Origin of the sequence: Streptococcus sp. TATVAM-FAB8, assembly GCF_046592795.1 — a bacterium.
In the GTDB taxonomy this organism is placed as follows: domain Bacteria; phylum Bacillota; class Bacilli; order Lactobacillales; family Streptococcaceae; genus Streptococcus; species Streptococcus ruminicola.
In genome coordinates this window covers 111,617-129,275 of the sequence record NZ_JAWVPQ010000004.1, presented here as the reverse complement: position 1 = coordinate 129,275, position 17,659 = coordinate 111,617, and the positions used below count along the sequence as shown (strand labels likewise).

Annotated in this window: 15 protein-coding genes; 1 reads left to right on the top strand and 14 read right to left on the bottom strand. The window is 39.2% G+C overall.

The annotated features are described in order from the left end of the window. Nucleotides 1–83: 83 nt before the first annotated feature. The 9 genes from SFC32_RS04050 to SFC32_RS04010 all read right to left on the bottom strand — a co-directional run bounded on the left by SFC32_RS04050 (nucleotide 84) and on the right by SFC32_RS04010 (nucleotide 10,208). Nucleotides 84–1,940: a proline--tRNA ligase gene (locus tag SFC32_RS04050; protein WP_411049541.1), complete on the bottom strand. Its 1,857-nt coding sequence runs from the start codon at nucleotides 1,938–1,940 to the stop codon at nucleotides 84–86. A gap of 162 nt (nucleotides 1,941–2,102) precedes the next feature. Beyond that, complete coding sequence (rseP, locus tag SFC32_RS04045; protein WP_411049542.1) at nucleotides 2,103–3,365, bottom strand: RIP metalloprotease RseP; 1,263 nt, start codon at nucleotides 3,363–3,365, stop codon at nucleotides 2,103–2,105. Nucleotides 3,366–3,459: 94 nt separating this feature from the next. Further along, nucleotides 3,460–4,254 carry a phosphatidate cytidylyltransferase gene (locus SFC32_RS04040; RefSeq protein ID WP_074564985.1) on the bottom strand — a complete coding sequence of 265 codons (795 nt, stop codon included), beginning with the start codon at nucleotides 4,252–4,254 and terminating at the stop codon, nucleotides 3,460–3,462. A gap of 12 nt (nucleotides 4,255–4,266) precedes the next feature. Next, nucleotides 4,267–5,022 carry an isoprenyl transferase gene (locus SFC32_RS04035; protein ID WP_039697527.1) on the bottom strand — a complete coding sequence of 252 codons (756 nt, stop codon included), beginning with the start codon at nucleotides 5,020–5,022 and terminating at the stop codon, nucleotides 4,267–4,269. Between the two features lie 133 nt (nucleotides 5,023–5,155). Then, entirely contained in the window at nucleotides 5,156–5,500 is a 345-nt protein-coding gene (yajC, locus tag SFC32_RS04030; RefSeq protein ID WP_039697526.1) for a preprotein translocase subunit YajC, read from the bottom strand. A 71-nt stretch (nucleotides 5,501–5,571) separates the two neighbouring features. After that, complete coding sequence (locus SFC32_RS04025) at nucleotides 5,572–6,453, bottom strand: GNAT family N-acetyltransferase (protein WP_411049543.1); 882 nt, start codon at nucleotides 6,451–6,453, stop codon at nucleotides 5,572–5,574. 77 nt (nucleotides 6,454–6,530) lie between these two features. Beyond that, nucleotides 6,531–7,529 (bottom strand): UDP-glucose 4-epimerase GalE, encoded by a 999-nt coding sequence (gene galE, locus SFC32_RS04020; protein WP_074482969.1) that lies wholly within the window; start codon nucleotides 7,527–7,529, stop codon nucleotides 6,531–6,533. A gap of 11 nt (nucleotides 7,530–7,540) precedes the next feature. Next, entirely contained in the window at nucleotides 7,541–9,013 is a 1,473-nt protein-coding gene (gene galT / locus SFC32_RS04015; RefSeq protein WP_411049544.1) for a UDP-glucose--hexose-1-phosphate uridylyltransferase, read from the bottom strand. 22 nt (nucleotides 9,014–9,035) lie between these two features. Next, on the bottom strand, nucleotides 9,036–10,208 hold the full coding sequence (locus tag SFC32_RS04010) for a galactokinase (RefSeq protein WP_411049545.1): 1,173 nt from the start codon (nucleotides 10,206–10,208) through the stop codon (nucleotides 9,036–9,038). A 152-nt stretch (nucleotides 10,209–10,360) separates the two neighbouring features. Between SFC32_RS04010 and SFC32_RS04005 the strand changes: the two genes are divergently transcribed. After that, entirely contained in the window at nucleotides 10,361–11,359 is a 999-nt protein-coding gene (locus tag SFC32_RS04005) for a LacI family DNA-binding transcriptional regulator (protein WP_411049546.1), read from the top strand. A gap of 34 nt (nucleotides 11,360–11,393) precedes the next feature. Here the strand turns inward: SFC32_RS04005 and dexB are convergent, their stop codons facing one another. From dexB to SFC32_RS03980, 5 genes are all read right to left on the bottom strand, one after another. Beyond that, the gene (gene dexB / locus SFC32_RS04000) at nucleotides 11,394–13,004 is read right to left on the bottom strand and encodes a glucan 1,6-alpha-glucosidase DexB (RefSeq protein WP_411049547.1); all 1,611 of its coding nucleotides are present in this window, start codon (nucleotides 13,002–13,004) and stop codon (nucleotides 11,394–11,396) included. Between the two features lie 143 nt (nucleotides 13,005–13,147). Beyond that, nucleotides 13,148–14,590, bottom strand: a complete 1,443-nt coding sequence (gene gtfA / locus SFC32_RS03995; protein ID WP_411049548.1) for a sucrose phosphorylase — start codon at nucleotides 14,588–14,590, stop codon at nucleotides 13,148–13,150. Between the two features lie 61 nt (nucleotides 14,591–14,651). Further along, entirely contained in the window at nucleotides 14,652–15,485 is an 834-nt protein-coding gene (locus SFC32_RS03990) for a carbohydrate ABC transporter permease (protein WP_039697511.1), read from the bottom strand. 12 nt (nucleotides 15,486–15,497) lie between these two features. Further along, nucleotides 15,498–16,364, bottom strand: a complete 867-nt coding sequence (locus SFC32_RS03985; RefSeq protein ID WP_411049549.1) for a carbohydrate ABC transporter permease — start codon at nucleotides 16,362–16,364, stop codon at nucleotides 15,498–15,500. A gap of 12 nt (nucleotides 16,365–16,376) precedes the next feature. After that, nucleotides 16,377–17,648 (bottom strand): extracellular solute-binding protein, encoded by a 1,272-nt coding sequence (locus SFC32_RS03980; protein ID WP_411049550.1) that lies wholly within the window; start codon nucleotides 17,646–17,648, stop codon nucleotides 16,377–16,379. Nucleotides 17,649–17,659: the final 11 nt, after the last annotated feature.

The window sequence follows — 17,659 nt, the reverse complement described above, 5'->3', positions numbered from 1 at the left end:
ATCGTCTTTCAATTTTATCATAAAAGTGAGCATTTTTCGAGACAAAAGAAAAGGTCGGGGCTAAGCCCTCGACCTAAATCTTATTAGTTTTCTTTTGTCAAAATTTCAAGTGTTTCAATAAGGTTTTCAACGTTAACCTCGATTGTATCACCAGTTGCTTTGATTTTAACTTCTACGATACCATCAGCAGCTTTTTTACCTACAGTCACACGGATTGGAAGACCGATAAGGTCGCTATCTGAGAATTTAGAACCAACACGTTCGTTACGGTCGTCAACCAAAACTTCGTAACCTTTTTCAACCAATTCAGCTTCTACTTTAGCTGTCAAAGCTTGTGCTTCTTCATCTTTCACGTTAACAGTGATGACGTGAACATCAAATGGTGCCAATTCTTTAGGGAAGTTAATACCCCATGCAAAGCGGTAAGCACCTTTTGGTGTTTTAGAAACAAAGAGACGAGCGTGTTGTTCGATAACAGCTGACAAGATACGGCTAACACCGATACCATAGCATCCCATGATGATTGGCACAGCACGACCGTTTTGGTCAAGGATTGTAGCACCCATGCTTTCTGAATAGCGAGTACCAAGTTTGAAGATGTGTCCGATTTCGATACCACGAGCGAATTTCAGAACGCCTTTACCGTCTGGTGAGATTTCGCCTTCTTTAACTTCGCGAATATCAACGTATTCTGCTTCAAAGTCACGTCCTGGGTTAACACCAGTCAAGTGGTAACCATCTTCGTTAGCACCAACAACTGCATTAGCAACGTCTTGTACTTTGCGGTCAGCAACGATACGAACGTTTTCAGGAAGGTTAACTGGGCCAAGTGAACCAAAGTTTGCACCGAAGACTTTAACAGCATCTTCTTCAGTTGCTGGGTCAAGGAAGTCAGCACCAAGGTAGTTTTTCAATTTAACATCGTTGACTTGGTCGTTTCCGACAAGAAGCGCAACAACTGGTTCTTTATCAGCGATGAATAGAAGTGTTTTGATTGTTTGTTCTTCATCAACGTTCAAGAAAGCAGCCACTTCATCGATTGATTTGCAGTTAGGTGTTTCCACACGTTTAACATCTTCTTGAGCAACAACTTTTGTTGATGGTTTGTATTCGTTGCTTGCCATTTCAAGGTTAGCAGCGTAGCTTGATTCTGTTGAGTAGGCAACAGTATCTTCACCTGAAACCAACCATGATGACAATTCTTTTTTGATGTCTTCTAATACATCTTCTGGAATTTCATCGATTGAAGCGATTGATTTGTCAAGAACAACCCAACGGTCAAGGTCTGTACGGTCTGGAGTGATTGCCATAAACTCTTGAGAGTCTTTACCACCCATAGCACCACCGTCACCGATGATACCTTTGAAGTCAAGTCCTGCACGTGTGAAGACTGCTTCATAAGCTTTGCGGTATTCTTCGTAAGTTTCATCCAAACCTTCATAGTCTGCGTGGAAACTGTAACCATCTTTCATGATAAATTCACGTGTACGAAGAAGTCCGTTACGTGGACGTTTTTCATCACGATATTTAGATTGGATTTGATAAAGGTTAAGTGGCAATTGTTTGTATGATTTAACCGCATCACGAACAAGGCTTGTAAATGTTTCTTCGTGAGTTGGACCAAGGATAAAGTCTGATTTATCACGGTTTTTAAGTTTATAAAGGTCTTCACCGTAAGTTTCGTAACGACCTGATTCACGCCAAAGGTCAGCGTTCAAAAGTGCTGGTGCAAGCATTTCAACGGCACCGATTTTTTCAAACTCTTCACGCATGATTTTTTTGAATTTTTCAATTGTGCGGTTAGCAAGTGGTAGGTAAGCGTAGATACCTGCTGAGACTTGGCGAACATAACCAGCACGAACCATAAGAGCGTGGCTGATAACTTGAGCGTCGCTTGGCATTTCGCGAAGCGTTGGGATAAGCATTTGTGATTGTTTCATAATAAAATATTGCGGTCAAATCACGAAAATAAGTAAGCTGCTTGTTGTTTAGGCAAGTAGCTCACTTATTCGCATTTTTAGGGAAGACCGTATCAATTCCTTTCTAAAAAATGTGTATTTTAAAATATGATGTACTAAATTATTAATTAGTCTTTATGTAAGTTAGAAGAAAACTCGCATGATATCATTCCAAGTCACAGCTACCATCAAGATAATCATGATGACCACGCCAACCAGAGTGACATAAGTTTCTGTCTCTTGTTTGAGTGGTTTACGACGAACAATCTCGATAAGATTCATCAAGATTTTCCCGCCATCCAAAGCCGGAATTGGAATAAGATTTACAATTCCAAGGTCGATTGACAAAACAGCAAGCAAATTAATCACCGATGTCAATCCGTAAGAAGCTGCTTGACTTGAGGCTTGGTACATGGCAACAGGACCACCAAGTTTGTCCAAGCTGAAGTTTGACACAATGCCTTTCAAAGCATTCAAAATTAACATGGCACTTTGCCAAGACATTTGGAAGCCACCAGTAATCTTGTCCCAAAAGCCTGTTTTCAAAGCTGAAGAAACTCCGATAAGATAGCTGCCATGATTTTTGACTGGCTTAATATCAAGAGTCTTAGTTTTTCCAGAAGCGTCTTTTACGGTAACAGGAATGGTGTCACCTTTCGAAATGCCCTTTGTCGATTTGGCAACAGCCTCAGTCAAGTCAGACCAATTTGAGACTTTGTAATTACCGACTGCCAGTACCTTGTCACCGTCTTTGACACCTGCAGCTTGCATGGCACCACCATCAGTCACTCGCACAGCATTTGTCGAGGGATTCGGGACTCCGCCTTGCATAAAGACAAGTAAGATGAAAGCTAGCGTTCCTAGAATAAAATTATTCATCGGACCAGCAAAGTTTGTCATCAAACGTCCCCAGACAGTAGCATTTTGATACTGCACATCAAGCGGCGCGATGCGAATTTCTGTGCCATCTTCTTCAACGATTGTGGCATCGTGATGAACTTTATATGTCTTTTGCTCATCTAGAACCAATCCAGTGATTTCTAATTTATCTTCCAAATCATAAGAAGTCACGTTCATAGGAAGAGCTGTATTATCCAACTGTTTGTGTGACAAATTAATACGTGTCACCAAGCCGTCTTTGTTCAAACTCAAGCTAGCTGGCGTACCAGTCTTAATTTCAGTGGTATCATCTCCCCAACCCGCCATACGGACATAACCACCTAAAGGAAGAATACGAAACGTATAAGCTGTCCCCTCCTTATCAAAATGAGAGAAGATTTTCGGGCCCATCCCGATAGAAAATTCTCTCACCAGAATGCCTGATTTTTTGGCAAAGTATAAGTGACCAAATTCGTGGACAATAACTAAGATTCCAAAAACAATAATAAACGTTATAATTCCGAGCATTTTGCTCCTCTCTATACCAGTAACATTATTATCCTAATAACCATTCACTAGTAAGCAAACTCCAAAAGTTTGTGGCAGCTGCCAAACAAGTCAATTAGAAAAGACCAAATAGATGCATAATTGGGAAAACAAAAATCATTGAATCAAAGCGGTCTAGGATACCACCATGACCAGGGATCAGTTTTCCAGAATCTTTAACGCCAAAATGACGTTTAATCGCACTTTCAACCAAATCACCGAATTGACCAAAAATACTAAACAAAATAACGCAAATTAACATAACAAAGAGATTGTGCGGAGCGTAAACAGCTTTATCAATCAACATAAAGATAAATGAAACGACAACAGCGCAAGCAATCCCGCCAAGACTACCTTCGATAGTTTTATTTGGAGAAACCTTCGGCATCAATTTACGTTGACCAAAGCGACGACCAATCATATAAGCACCGATATCAGTCGCCCATACGATAAATAAAGCAAAGAGCACTTTATCTAAGCCACCCATACGAGCATTGACCAAGTTTTGGAAACCAATTCCCACATAAAGGCTAGCTGCAATCGGATAAGAGACATCATCGAATGAATAATCATCACAATTGATAACTGTTCCTGCCAAAAGCAAGAAAACCAACAACCCATAGACGGCAAAGTTAGAATCTATCGGTAGTGATGTAAAGTAGTTATCCAAAGGCACTGTCAAAACAAAAGCACCAAGCATTGACAAAACACCTTCAATTGAGAAAAATTCAAGATGTTTCATGCGTAACATTTCTGCCACACCAATCATTGCTAAAAAGCCTACAAAGACTTGAAACGGTAGGCCTCCATGCAATAGAAACGGCAGCATAATCAATAGGGCAATCGCCCCCCAAATCACACGTTGTTTCATGATATTTCCTTTCTAGATTCCACCAAAACGGCGATGGCGTTGATTGTATTCAGCAATCGCCTTAATCAACTCGTCTTTTTTGAAATCAGGCCATAAAACAGGTGTGAAGTAAAATTCACTATATGCTGATTGCCATGGTAGAAAATTACTAAGACGAAGTTCACCACTTGTTCGAATAATCAAATCCGGATCACGATACAAGTACGGCAAGTGATTCGTCATCAAATGATTTGAAATCACATCTTCTGTAATATCATCTGGGCTGATTTTTGCTTCAAGCACTTCTTGGGCAATATTTTTAACCGCTTCTGTAATTTCTGAACGACCACCATAGTTAAGCGCAAAATTCAAGATAAGACCAGAATTGTGCTTCGTTTGTTCGCAAGCACGTTTCATCGCATCAAAAGTTGCTTTTGGCAAACGATTTGTCTCACCAATAACTTGAACTTTGACATTATTAGCGTCCAATTCAGGGACATATTTATCGAAGAACTCAACGGGTAAGTTCATAATGAATTTGACTTCGTCCTCGGGTCGTGACCAGTTTTCTGTTGAGAAAGCATAAACTGTCAAAACTTTTACACCAAGTTCTGAGCTAGCAATCGTCACTTCCTGCAAAGCATCCATACCAGCTTTGTGTCCCATGACACGTGGTTGCATGCGTTTTTTGGCCCAACGACCATTTCCATCCATGATAATTCCAATATGATTTGGAATCTTGTCAAGGCTTACAGCCTCTTTCTTTTTTCTAAAATTAAATTTAAACATACAATTTCCTTAAAAGCATACTCATCATAATATTTTACCATAAAATAGCCATTTTTTCTCTACTTAATTGGTGGCTTTTTGGGAATATTTGCATGAAAAAAGCCAGATGAATTTTCATCCGACTTTCAATATATTAGTCTTCGCTTTCAACGGCAGTATCTTGAGCTGATTCTGCTTGTTCTTCGACTGCTTCTTCAACAGGTGCAGCTTCAACAACTTCTTGTTCAGCTCTGTTAACAACACGTTTTAAAGCACCAAGTTCAAATGTTAGATAAACACCATCGATGTCCAAAACCATTTTTTGGTTAGCAGTGTCAACTTCATCAACAACACCGTAAAGACCACCGATTGTTACGATTTCATCACCTTTTTGCAATGCTTTAAGTTGATCTTGACGGGCTTGTGCTTGTTTCTTTTGAGAACGTTGCATGAACCAAATCAAACCAACCATAACGAGCAACATAATAACTGTTGGCATAAGAATCCTCCATAAATATAAGCTTAATGACAACTATACCAAATTCCCCTTGACAACGCAAGAAATGACCGTTAAATCTCCCAAAGTTTACTAGCGTCAGTCACCTTAGCGTAGACAACCTGCGTTTGTTCTTCAAAACCTAAACTTTCATAAAGACGTTTAGCTGCTAAATTATCTGATTCAACCGCAATTTGAAAGACCTTCTCATTTTCAGCTAACAGGCTATTGATAAGCACTTTCATAAAATAAGTCCCAATCCCTTGACCACGGTAGCCTTCGGCAACTACTAAGCCATAAAGGTAATTGTAAGTCGTGCTAAAATCCACCGTGCAAGAAGCAACAACTTTGTCATCTTTCATCACAATATAAAGTTTTTCAGTCTCATCAACTAGAGCTTCTTTGGCATAGCGCAGTGCAACCTCATAAGGATCTTCAAAAGCTTTTGCTTGAAAGTCTGCAATCGCTTCAAGGTGTTCTCTGCTAGCTTTGATGACCGACAAATCGTCACGCTTTTCAAGCAAATAGGCTTTTCGTTGTCGACTAAGCCAATACTCAAAATCATCTTCTAAAGTCATGCCAAGATTAGCCAGTACATCTGGGTGTTTTGCTAAGAAAGATTGCTCCGACATTACTGTAAAACTCAACTGATACTCTTTCATGGTTTCACGGAAAACACGAAATAATTGCTTAGCATATCCTAGACGGCGATAGTTTGGGTGAACCAAAATAGCAAGTTCTGCCTCGTCTGGCTCATCAGCATAGACTGTCAACACCCCCACAAGTTGATTCTTCTCATAAGCTAAAAAGAAAGCTGGCATCTCCTGATCAAAATTGAGATTATTCGATAAATACGGGATGCGGTGAGTCCCATCAAAAACCTGAACTTCTTTGATTAATGCTTCTACCTGTAATTTTTGCTCTTTATCTAAACAAGGTGTCTTAATTATTGACATCATCTTTTTCCTTTTTCTAGCACATCCTCATGATGCACAAAAAACCTGAGGCAGTTGCCTCAGACTATAATCATTTATTAACGGTCATTGTATCCGTTTGGATGACTTGAATGCCATGCCCAAGCAGAAGCAATGATTTTTTCAATATCATCAAATTGTGGTTTCCAACCAAGAATTTCACGCGCTTTATCTGATGACGCAATAAGGGTATCTGGGTCACCAGGACGACGGTCAGCAAGTTCTGCAGGAATTTCTTTACCCGTTACTTTACGAGCTGCTTCAAGGATTTGAAGGTTTGAAAAACCAGTGGAAGAACCTAGGTTAAAGGCTGTTGATGGGTTACCTTCGCGAAGATATTTTACAGCAAGTAAATGAGCATCTGCCAAGTCAAATGGGTGAACGTAGTCACGCACATTTGTACCATCCGGTGTGTTGTAATCATTACCGAAAATCATGATTTTTTCACGAACACCTTGTGCCACTTGCAAGATAATTGGCAACAAGTGTGTTTCTGGTCCATGATCTTCACCGATAGAACCATCTGGTTTAGCACCAGCCACGTTAAAGTAACGAAGTGGAACAAATTTAATGCCGTAAGCTTGGTCAGACCATTTCATGATTGTTTCCATCATGAGTTTGCTTTCACCGTATGGATTGATTGGACGTTGAGGTGTTGTTTCCTTAATTGGAAGTTCATCTGGGATACCATAAGTTGCTGCAGTTGATGAGAAGACAATGTATTTAACACCAAATTCATTCATCACTTCAAGCAATTTAATCATACCAGCAGTGTTGTTATCGAAATATTTAAGTGGTTTTTCCATTGATTCAGCAACCAATGAATAAGCAGCAAAGTGAATCACAGCATCAATGTCTGGATTTTCTGTAAAGACTTTGCGCATGAAATCTTGATCAGCAAGATCGCCTTGATAGAATGTTGCATCAGGATGAACCGCTGCACGGTGGCCTGTTACCAAACTATCGACAACAACAACTTTTTCTTCACCTTTTTCGATTAAACGATCAACCATGTGAGAGCCGATGTAACCAGCCCCACCAAGCACTAAAATTGACATTTATTTTTCTCCTATTCTAACCCCACGCTGTTCACAAAGCGCATAAAGGCTTCTCTTCCTTTTTCATCACGTTTGTAAACACCTGCATCTTCTAAAACGCGAACAAAAACGCGGCCGACTTCTTCTTGTACGATATCATGTACGCTATCAGTCGTGATATCCGAACGTTTTTTTATCTCATCTGCCCAATCCTTATGATAGGCAGCGATTTCATTATACTGGTTCAAAAGATATTTTTCAACTTCTAGCAGTTCATTTTTGAGACGAGGTGGCAAAATAGCTAAGCCCATTACCTCAATTAGTCCAATATTTTCTTTTTTAATGTGTTGTACATCAGCATGTGGATGATAAACACCATCAGGAAATTCAGCAGTGGTGTGATTGTCGCGAAGAACGATATCTAGTTCAAATTGCCCATCACGTTTGCGCGCAATCGGAGTCACTGTGTGGTGTGGCGTATCGCCTGTATAAGCCACCACATCAACACTCGCGTCAGAATAATCTCGCCAAGCCAAACGAATTTTTTCAGCGAGTTCAACCAAGCGGTCTTTATCTTTGCTGCGAAGGCGAATGACTGACATTGGCCATTTCACAATACCAGCTGTTACATCTAAAAAGCCTTTGAAATGAAACTCATTGTCTAGTTCTGCTATTTCCATAGGAAAGACATGACGTCCACCTTGATAGTGGTTGTGAGTCAAGATTGACCCACCAACAATTGGCAAGTCGGCATTTGACCCAGCAAAATAACCTGGGAAAATATCGACAATATCTAAGAGCTGTTCAAAGGTATCTTTGCTGATAACCATCGGAACATGCTCAGTATTTAAAATAATACAATGTTCATTAAAGTAAGCGTAAGGCGAATATTGGAAGCCCCATTTTTCATCACCTAGATTCAAGCGAATGATACGGTGATTAGCACGCGCTGGGTGATTAAGGCGTCCTTGATAGCCTTCGTTTTCCATACATAACTGACATTTTGGGTAAGAAGATGCCTTGGCTAACTTAGCTGCAGCAATGGCCTTGGGATCTTTTTCAGGTTTTGATAAATTAATGGTAATTTGAATATCGCCATACTGTGATGGCACCGTAAAAGCAATATTTTTGGCGATTGCAGCTACTTTAATGTAGTCATTTCGTTTGCTGAGTTCGTAAAAATCTGCGACAGCTTGTTGAGGAGATTGAGCATACATATCCCAGAAATTGCGATTCACCTGACTTGGGACAGGTGTGATGAAGTTCATCAATTCAGCACCCAAACAATCTCTTTCAGCCATTAAGTCACCAACCTTACCATTTTTCACAGCTAGGTTAACCAGTTCTTCTTTAAGAGCAATCAAATCTGTTTGATTTGTCTCTTGCTCTGCACCTTCCTCGCCCACAAGGGCAAGGATTCGGTTACGCAAGTAAAACATATCATCTTCAGTATAGTCGCTAGCTTCAATCACTTTAGCGACAAAAGTATCTAAAAGTTTCATCATTTTATCGTCTTCTTTTTATTCTTTATTTTCGTGAAAGGACACGTGAACCACCAGCAATTTCAGCGATATAGAAGGCTGGTGCATATCCAATAGTTTCTGTATAAACTTGTCCAACAGCTTTTGTAAAATCATCAACTTTATCTTTAGCAACAATGGCAATACCACAGCCACCGAATCCCGCTCCTGTCATACGAGCTCCGAGAACACCTTCTTGTTGCCAAGCTGTGTGAGCAAGGGTATCAAGTTCGATACCAGTTACTTCGTAGTCATGTTCAAGTGAGACGTGTGAGGCATTAACCAAACGGCCAAATTTTTCAAGCTGACCTGCTGTCAAAGCTTCTTTGGCTTGAAGGGTACGTTGATTTTCCCAAACTGCGTGGCGAGCACGTTTGAGACGATTTTCATCTTTAATAAGGTAACTATATTCATCAAAAGCTTGCAAATCCAATTCACCAAGTGTCTTGATATCAAGGACTTGATTAAGTTCTTCTACAGCTTTTTCACATTCCGCACGACGTTCGTTGTATTTTGAATCAGCCAATTCACGACGTTTGTTCGTATTCATGATGACAATAACATTGTCACCAAGGTCAAGTGGAACAAGGTCATATTCTAGAGTATTGGTATCAAGGTAGATGGCTTGCTTTTCAGCTCCCATACCAATAGCAAATTGGTCCATGATTCCTGAGTTCACTCCGATAAACTCATTTTCAGTTTGTTTACCAATTTTTACCAAATCCAAACGGTCTAATTTTAAGTCGAATAATTCTTCAGCGACAATCCCTACTAAAAGCTCTAGTGAAGCTGATGATGACAAACCAGAGCCATTTGGAATATTCCCATTAACATAAAGTTCAAAACCAGATTCAATCTTGTGTCCAGCTTCTTTCAAGAATTTGATAACACCTTTTGGATAGTTTGTCCAGCTATCTTTTTTATCGTAGACAAGATTGTCAAGATCAACATCAATAATGCCTAAGTCATCAAAGTTAGCTGAGTAAAAACGAAGGGTCTTATCATCACGTTTACGAGCGGCACCGTATGTTCCAAGCGTAATCGCTGCTGGGAAAACATGACCACCATTATAGTCAGTGTGTTCACCGATTAAGTTGATACGACCTGGTGAGAAGAAAGTTGCGTCTGCGTCGCTTCCAAAAACATTAGTAAAAGCTTGGTTAAGTTCTTTAGTATTCATGAGGGTCTCCTTTTTTCTTGTTTCTTTTATGATTACGGTTTCATTTTAACCTCCTAGTTAAACTAAGTCAATAATTTTTACTAAAGTTTTACTTAAAATTTTTGTTTTTTCTGATAATGTGATATAATAATACTAAGAAAGAAGGGATACCTATGGCTACATTAAAAGATATCGCAAAGTTAGCAAATGTCTCATCAGCGACCGTCTCACGAGTCCTTAACAAAGACAAAACCCTCTCCGTTGGTGAAGAAACAAGACACCGTATTTTAACCGTTGCTGAAGAGTTGGGTTATGAAAAACACAAACGCAGCACAAACAGCAACCAAGAACGTCAAAAAATCGCTATCGTGCAGTGGTACAGCGAACAAGAAGAGTTAAACGACCTTTACTATTACAGCATTCGTATCGGTCTTGAAAAACGCGCCCAAGAATTGGGCTACGATGTGGTTCGTTACTTTAATAACGATATTTTAACCATTTCAGAAAATGTCAGTGGTATTATTGCCATTGGTAAATTTTCTAGTGAACAAATTAACCGCCTCGAAAATCTTTCAAAAAATCTTGTCTTCGTTGATAGCGACACCTTAAATGCTGGTCATCCTTGTGTGACAACTGATTTTGATAATGCCGTTGTTAAAGTCCTTGACTACTTCATGCAACAAGGCTTTACAAAAATCGGTATGATTGCTGGTGAAGAACGTACGACTGACCAGAAAGAACTCATTGTCGACCAACGTTTCCGTACTTTTAAAAACTACGCTTACGAAAATAATCTTTACAACCCTGACTATGTCTTTGTCGGTGATTTTTCAGCACCTTCAGGATATGCTTTGATGAAAAAAGCCATCACCGAACTAGGTGATGACCTTCCACAAGCTTTCTTTGTTGCAAACGACACCCTAGCCATTGGTGCCCTTCGTGCCCTTCAAGAAGCTAACATTTCCGTACCTGACCACGTCAGCCTCATTTCTTTCAATGATACTGCCTTAACTAAACAAGTCTTTCCTGCTCTTTCAAGTATCACCGTTTATACCGAAGAAATGGGACGCACAGCCGTAGATATCTTAAATCATCAACTGATCAAACGTCATACCGTCCCAACCATGACAAGACTAGCAACCACATTAACCCTTCGCGAAAGTACAAAATAAAAAAGTCCGAATAATATTCGGACTTTTTTTATTCTCACCCTACTTTCACGCAAAAGGCGTCCCATGGTTGGAGTTTGTGGTTTTCAAAGTCTGTTAATTCTGAGGTGTTGCTGATGATGGTTTCTTGGTAAGCAAAGTTGCTTTCAAATGCTTGAACTTGATCTGATAAATTAGCAACTATGATGTAAGTGGCGTCAGCTGTTTTTCTGAGGTAAGCAAACACTTTATCAGCTGTCTCTAAAAGTTCAAAATCCGCGTCAATCAACCAATCGTTTTCTTTGCGAAGCTTGATGAGTTTTTGGTAAGTGTAGAAAATAGAATCCGGATTGTCTAGGGCTGCTTGTACATTAATTTCTGTGTAATTTGGATTGACTGGCAACCAAGTCTTATCAGCAGTTGAAAAGCCAGCATTCTGACTGCTATCCCACTGCATTGGGGTTCTGGCATTGTCACGTCCAATCATGCGAATGCTATCCATGATTCCTTCTGGCGTCTTACCATTTTCAAGAGCTTCTTTAGCAAAATTAAGTGACTCAATATCGTCAATTTCTCCTAAATCTTTGAAAGGATAATTAGTCATTCCAATTTCTTCACCTTGATAAATATAAGGCGTTCCACGCATTAAGTGTAAGGAAATAGCTAGCGCTTTGGCTGATTTTTCACGATAAGTTTCTGTGTTCCCCCAGATAGAAAGCACGCGCGGCAAATCATGATTGTCCCAGAAAAGGGAATTCCAACCTTGACCAAGTTCAAGTTCTGTCTGCCATTTGTTAAAAATAGCTTTGAGAGCAGGAACGTTTAGTTCTTCTTCGTACTCCCATTTTGAGGCATCTGGCTTGTGCTGAAGACCAATGTGCTCAAATTGAAAGACCATGGATAATTCTTCCTCAGCTGGTGATGAGTACTGTTTAGCGATTTCTGGAGTTGCTCCCCAAGTTTCACCAACCGTCAATAAGTCTTTTCCAGCCAAGGTTTCTTGGTGCATTTCTTTGAGGTAATCGTGTAATTTTGGACCGTTGTTTGCGATGAGTTTATCAGGAATTTTCCCAATCATATCAATCACATCCATACGAAAACCAGAAATTCCTTTATCAATCCAGCGATTCATCATGTCGTAAACAGACTGACGCAAGACCTGATTTTCCCAATTCAAGTCAGGTTGTTTTTTACTAAAAAAGTGCAAATAGTATTGACCAGAAGCAGCATCATATTCCCAAGCAGAACCACCAAAAATAGAATTGAGCTCATTAGGTTTATCACGCCAAATGTAAAAATCTCGATACTGGCTGTCTGGATTTTCACGCGCTTCAACAAACCACGCGTGCTCATCTGACGTATGATTTACCACCAAATCCATAATGATACGAATGCCACGCGCTTTAGCTTCTTCTAGCAATTCTTCCATATCAGTCATATCCCCGAAAATATCAGCAATCGCCTCATAATCTGAAATATCGTAGCCATTATCATCCATAGGAGACTGATAAACCGGTGAGAGCCAAATCGCTGTAATCCCAAGCTTTTTAAGATAATCCAGCTTACTGATAATCCCTTGCAAGTCACCAATTCCATCACCATTTGAATCCATAAATGATTTTGGGTAAATCTGATAAATTGTTGCCTTATGCCACCAATGCTTTTCCATAGAGCACCTCTTTTCTTACAATTCTTTGACTCTATTTTAGCTTTTTATTTTAAATTATGCAATCGTTTGCACTAAAACTTTTTCCAATCTTTCACACAAAAAAGATTCCCAAATAATTTTGAGAACCTTTTTACGGATGAATTTTAAAATATCAGTTCTCGACCGTTTTCGGTCACCGTATAAGTCAACTCCTTGAGATTAATTTTAGCTTCTGCTACAACACTACTACCTTGATTTCGACGGGTAATGACCAATGTATTTTCATCTAAAACTTCAACATCAATGCTCCCATCAAGTTCAAAAGCCGCAGATTGATTTCGGAAAGTAAATAGTTTTAGCAAAGCTTGAACAACCGGACGTTTGACTTCTTCTGCAATTTCTTCACTCGTATAATAATGACGATTAATATTGCGACCTTCTTTTGTTTTTTCTAACAACTCTAGATCATTTTTACCTGCTAAAAATCCGACATAATAGACCTGTGGAATACCTGGAGCGAAAGCCTGAATCAAGCGAGCAAGGAAATATTTCTTGTCATCATCACCAAGCGCTGAATAGTAGGTCGAATTGATTTGATAAATATCAAGATTGTTGTACTCTGCTGATGAATATTTACGTTTCACATTAGCACCAACTTTATAGAGCTCATTTGAAGTATAATCAATTTCTTCATCACTCAAAATATCTTTGACATCAACCACACCAATCCCGTCGTGCGTATCCAGTGTTGTAAATTGTTTCATTGGAGACATTTTCAACCATTTTGCCAAGCGTTCAACTTTTCCGCTGTATAAACTATAAAGCGTCACCATCGGAAGGGCAAAATCATAAACATAGTAATCATGCTCCGCAATCTTAAATTGAATCGAATAATGCTCATGAATTTCTGGAAGCAATTCTGTCCCTGTATCAGCTGCAATGCTACGTACTTTATCTAGCAAACCCCAGATATCCGGTTCTACAAAGAAATCATTAGTATCCAATTTCTTAACCGCATAAGCAAAAGCATCTAAACGAATGAGATCACAACCATTTTCTGCTAAATGTTTGATAGTCTTTCGAATGAAATCCATGGTCACTTCTTTTGTCACATCAAGGTCAATTTGTTCCTCACCGAAAGTGTTCCAAAGATGCTCAACTGATCCATCCGCAAAGTGAATTTCCTGCTTTGGTGCGCGGTCTTTACGCTTGTAAATCAAATCGATATCAGCTTGGGTCGGACGATTTTCTGGCCAGAATTTATCCCAGTTAAGGAATAAATCTTTATAAGCACTATCCTCATGCTTTTCTTGATAATCTTTATAATATTTTGATTGACGAGAGATATGATTAATCATGAAATCAAACATGAGGTAGTACTTCTCACCCAATGCCTTCACGTCATCCCAATCACCAAAAGCGGAATCAACCTCATCATAATCGACAGGAGCAAAACCACGGTCACCTGTTGACGGGAAAAATGGCAAAAGGTGAATACCTCCGACAGCTTCGCCGAAATAGCGTTCAAGGTTGTCCTTTAGCTCTTTTAAATTCTTACCCAGACTATCTGAATAAGTGATAAGCATCGTTTTATTTTGTATTGTCATAATTATTCCTTTGTTTCTTAATGTTTAATTTTCACTGTGCCGCTACACGCCCTCTGTATCCTTACTTCACTGCGCCGTTGCTCATTCCTGAAATGATATGTTTTTGGAAAATGAGGTAGACGATGGTAATTGTGATAATCCCAACGACATATGAAGCGAAACTTGGTCCGTAATCGCTGAGGTATTGTCCTGTGTAGTTATATTGGAAAAGTGGCAATGACCATGAATCAGATGATTTATTCAACATCAAAAGAGGAAGCATGAAGTCATTCCAGAACCAAAGAGCATTAATAATCAAGGTTGTTGCATGCATTGGTTTTAGCATTGGAAAGACAACTTTGCGATAAGTTGTGAATTTATCAGCACCGTCGATTTCGGCTGCTTCATCTAAACTGTCAGGGACACTTAATTTGATATAACCGACATACAAGAACAAAGTTTGTGGCACGGCATAAGTGAGGTACAAGATAATCAATCCCCAGATATTTGTCAAACCAAGTCGGCTCATCATCACTGTGATTGGAATCATGATAACTTGGAATGGTACAAAAATCCCCAAAATCAGCAAACTATACATGATATTAAACGCACGTTTTTTACTCATGTTACGCGCAATTGAATAAGCTGCTGCTGGGATAAACAAGGTTACCAAAATCACTGAAACCACTGTGATAATGGTTGAATTCCAGAAATAGTGTCCAATTCCGTCAGCTAATAAGCGTGAATAGTTGCTTAGAGTGACAGGATTTGGAAAAGCAAAGAAATGTTGCATGATATCCTTAGTCGTCTTAAATGAACTAAAGACAGTTGCTAGCAAGGGAATCAAAATCAAAATTGATCCCACAACCAAGAGCACATATTTCCAAAAAGTATTATAACGTTCTTCTTTCTTCATCTCTTACTCCATCTATACTTCAAAACGACTTGATAATTTCAATTGCAGCATTGATACCAAAACAATGATAGCAAAGAGAATCAAGGCAATAGCGTTAGCGTAGCCATATTGGTTACTTGAAAAGGCGTAATTGTAAACCAAAAGCCCAATTGAAGTTGTTGAGTTACTTGGTCCACCACCAGTCAAGGCAAAGATTTGGTCAAATGCTGTCAGACCTGCTTTAAGCGCCATAATAAAGACCATAGAGATACTTGGCAACAAATAAGGCAATTCAATATTCCAGAAAGTCTGTTTGCTAGTAGCTCCATCAATGGCTGCTGCTTCTGTGATTTCACTTGGAATAGTTTGAAGACCTGAAAGGAAAAGAATAATCGGCATTGCCACACCTTGCCAAAGCATGACAAAGATAGCTGCAAAAACGGCACCACCAGTTGTTCCTAGAAGACTCGTTTTCAAGAATTCAATGTTTAAAGCTTCACCAATAGCAGGCAAACCGTAGTTAAAGACTTGCTTGAAAATCAAAGACACTGTCAACCCTGACAAAACCGCTGGGAAAAAGAACCAAGCTCTAAAGAACGTTTGACCTTTTATTTTAGCATTCAAAGCACGCGCTACAATAATACCAATAACAATTTCTCCTGCAATTAAAGCAATGGTTAACATCAAGGTAAAACCAAGAGCTTTAAAGAATTTGGTATCTGTTAGCAAGATTTTATAATTGTTAATCCCTACAAAATCAAAATTGTAAGTCAAGCCTGTCCAGTTCGTAAAGCTATAAAAAGCTCCTTGAATCATTGGAAAATAGAAGAAAATTGCTTGTAAAATCAAGGGAACAATCAAGAACGTCCATCCCCAATACTTATTTAAAAATTTTCGCATCCTACTTTCCTCCTATTTATCTACGTCAGCTTTCATTGGGTTGAAAAAGGCATTCATTTCACTAACGTATTGATTAGCATCTTGATTCAAAAGATAATTTGCTGTCAAGCTAAAGAAATCTTCTTCGCTTGTCCAATTCTCACCAAGCCAAACATAGTGCTTATCTGTAAAAGCTAATTGATAAAGCGGAGCAAGGGGAGAGTTCTCGTCTTCAGCCACACCATTTACAGATACAGGTGAGCCATCGACATCATAATATTTTTGCATTGCTTTAGCTGAAGCCATATAAGAAATGAACTGTTCACATTCTTTTTTGTGTTTCGTTTTCGATGAGATTGATAAGGCCAAATCTCCTGCACCAACAGTTACCTCTTGACCTGCTTTTTCTCCAGGAAAAGCAAATGTTGAGATTTCAAAATTAGGATCTTGTTGCTTAATGGCTGCCAATACCCATGACCCACCAGGTAACATTAAAGCTTTTTCAGTCGCAAAAGCTACAACAGAGTCATTGTAAGAAGCACCTTCCCAGTTAGTTTGTTGATTGCCTTTATCAGCAAGCAAATCCAAGCGAGTCAAGACTTCCTTAACTTCTTTATCCTTTGTTGAAATGGAATTAACAGGAGAAAAACGAAGATAATCATTTGCCTTATCACCGCTGCCAGTCACACTGATATAAGCTAATTGGTGATAACCATTTAAAGTCCAACCTTCACTACCAGCAAGCGCAAACGGTGTTTCGCCGTCAGCTTTGATTTGTTTAACAAGTGTTTCAAATTCATCCCACGTTTCTGGAACTTTGAGGCCTAATTCTTCAAATTTTGTCTTGTTAAAATAAATCCCTGAAACATTGGCTGATAGCGGGACGCTATAAATTTTGCCGTTGACAGCATAATTTTTTTCGTAATGATTTTTGATGTTTTTAAGATATGATTTGCCAGTCATATTCTCAAAGTAACCTGCTTTTGCCCACTCTTTAAAATCAACGTTCTGAGGGTAAATGTTAATGACATCCGGAGCATCACCTGCAAGCATACGCGTTTTTAGAACAGTACCAGCACTTGGCACACTGGTCATTTTGACATGGATCTTTGGATTTTCTTTTTCAAAATCCTTAATGATTTCTTTTAGCGTATCAACCATTTCTGTTTTTTGGTTGAAATATTCGATAGTTACCTTGCCATCATTAGAGGAATCACTGTTTTTTGAACAAGCTGTCAATGTCAAAGCAGCTGCCGCTGTCAACATTGCCACTCCAGTCACTATTAATCGTTTAGGCCATTTCATGGAAAACCTCC

Excerpts from the sequence above, each read along its gene's own strand:
- SFC32_RS04010 (WP_411049545.1), bottom strand. The coding sequence starts at position 10,208 with ATGAATACTAAAGAACTTAACCAAGCTTTTACTAATGTTTTTGGAAGC.
- galE (WP_074482969.1), bottom strand. The coding sequence starts at position 7,529 with ATGTCAATTTTAGTGCTTGGTGGGGCTGGTTACATCGGCTCTCACATG.
- dexB (WP_411049547.1), bottom strand. The coding sequence starts at position 13,004 with ATGGAAAAGCATTGGTGGCATAAGGCAACAATTTATCAGATTTACCCA.
- gtfA (WP_411049548.1), bottom strand. The coding sequence starts at position 14,590 with ATGACAATACAAAATAAAACGATGCTTATCACTTATTCAGATAGTCTG.
- SFC32_RS03985 (WP_411049549.1), bottom strand. The coding sequence starts at position 16,364 with ATGCGAAAATTTTTAAATAAGTATTGGGGATGGACGTTCTTGATTGTT.
- SFC32_RS04025 (WP_411049543.1), bottom strand. The coding sequence starts at position 6,453 with ATGTCAATAATTAAGACACCTTGTTTAGATAAAGAGCAAAAATTACAG.
- galT (WP_411049544.1), bottom strand. The coding sequence starts at position 9,013 with ATGATGAAACTTTTAGATACTTTTGTCGCTAAAGTGATTGAAGCTAGC.
- yajC (WP_039697526.1), bottom strand. The coding sequence starts at position 5,500 with ATGCCAACAGTTATTATGTTGCTCGTTATGGTTGGTTTGATTTGGTTC.
- SFC32_RS04050 (WP_411049541.1), bottom strand. The coding sequence starts at position 1,940 with ATGAAACAATCACAAATGCTTATCCCAACGCTTCGCGAAATGCCAAGC.
- SFC32_RS04040 (WP_074564985.1), bottom strand. The coding sequence starts at position 4,254 with ATGAAACAACGTGTGATTTGGGGGGCGATTGCCCTATTGATTATGCTG.
- SFC32_RS04035 (WP_039697527.1), bottom strand. The coding sequence starts at position 5,022 with ATGTTTAAATTTAATTTTAGAAAAAAGAAAGAGGCTGTAAGCCTTGAC.
- SFC32_RS03990 (WP_039697511.1), bottom strand. The coding sequence starts at position 15,485 with ATGAAGAAAGAAGAACGTTATAATACTTTTTGGAAATATGTGCTCTTG.
- SFC32_RS03980 (WP_411049550.1), bottom strand. The coding sequence starts at position 17,648 with ATGAAATGGCCTAAACGATTAATAGTGACTGGAGTGGCAATGTTGACA.
- rseP (WP_411049542.1), bottom strand. The coding sequence starts at position 3,365 with ATGCTCGGAATTATAACGTTTATTATTGTTTTTGGAATCTTAGTTATT.
- SFC32_RS04005 (WP_411049546.1), top strand. The coding sequence starts at position 10,361 with ATGGCTACATTAAAAGATATCGCAAAGTTAGCAAATGTCTCATCAGCG.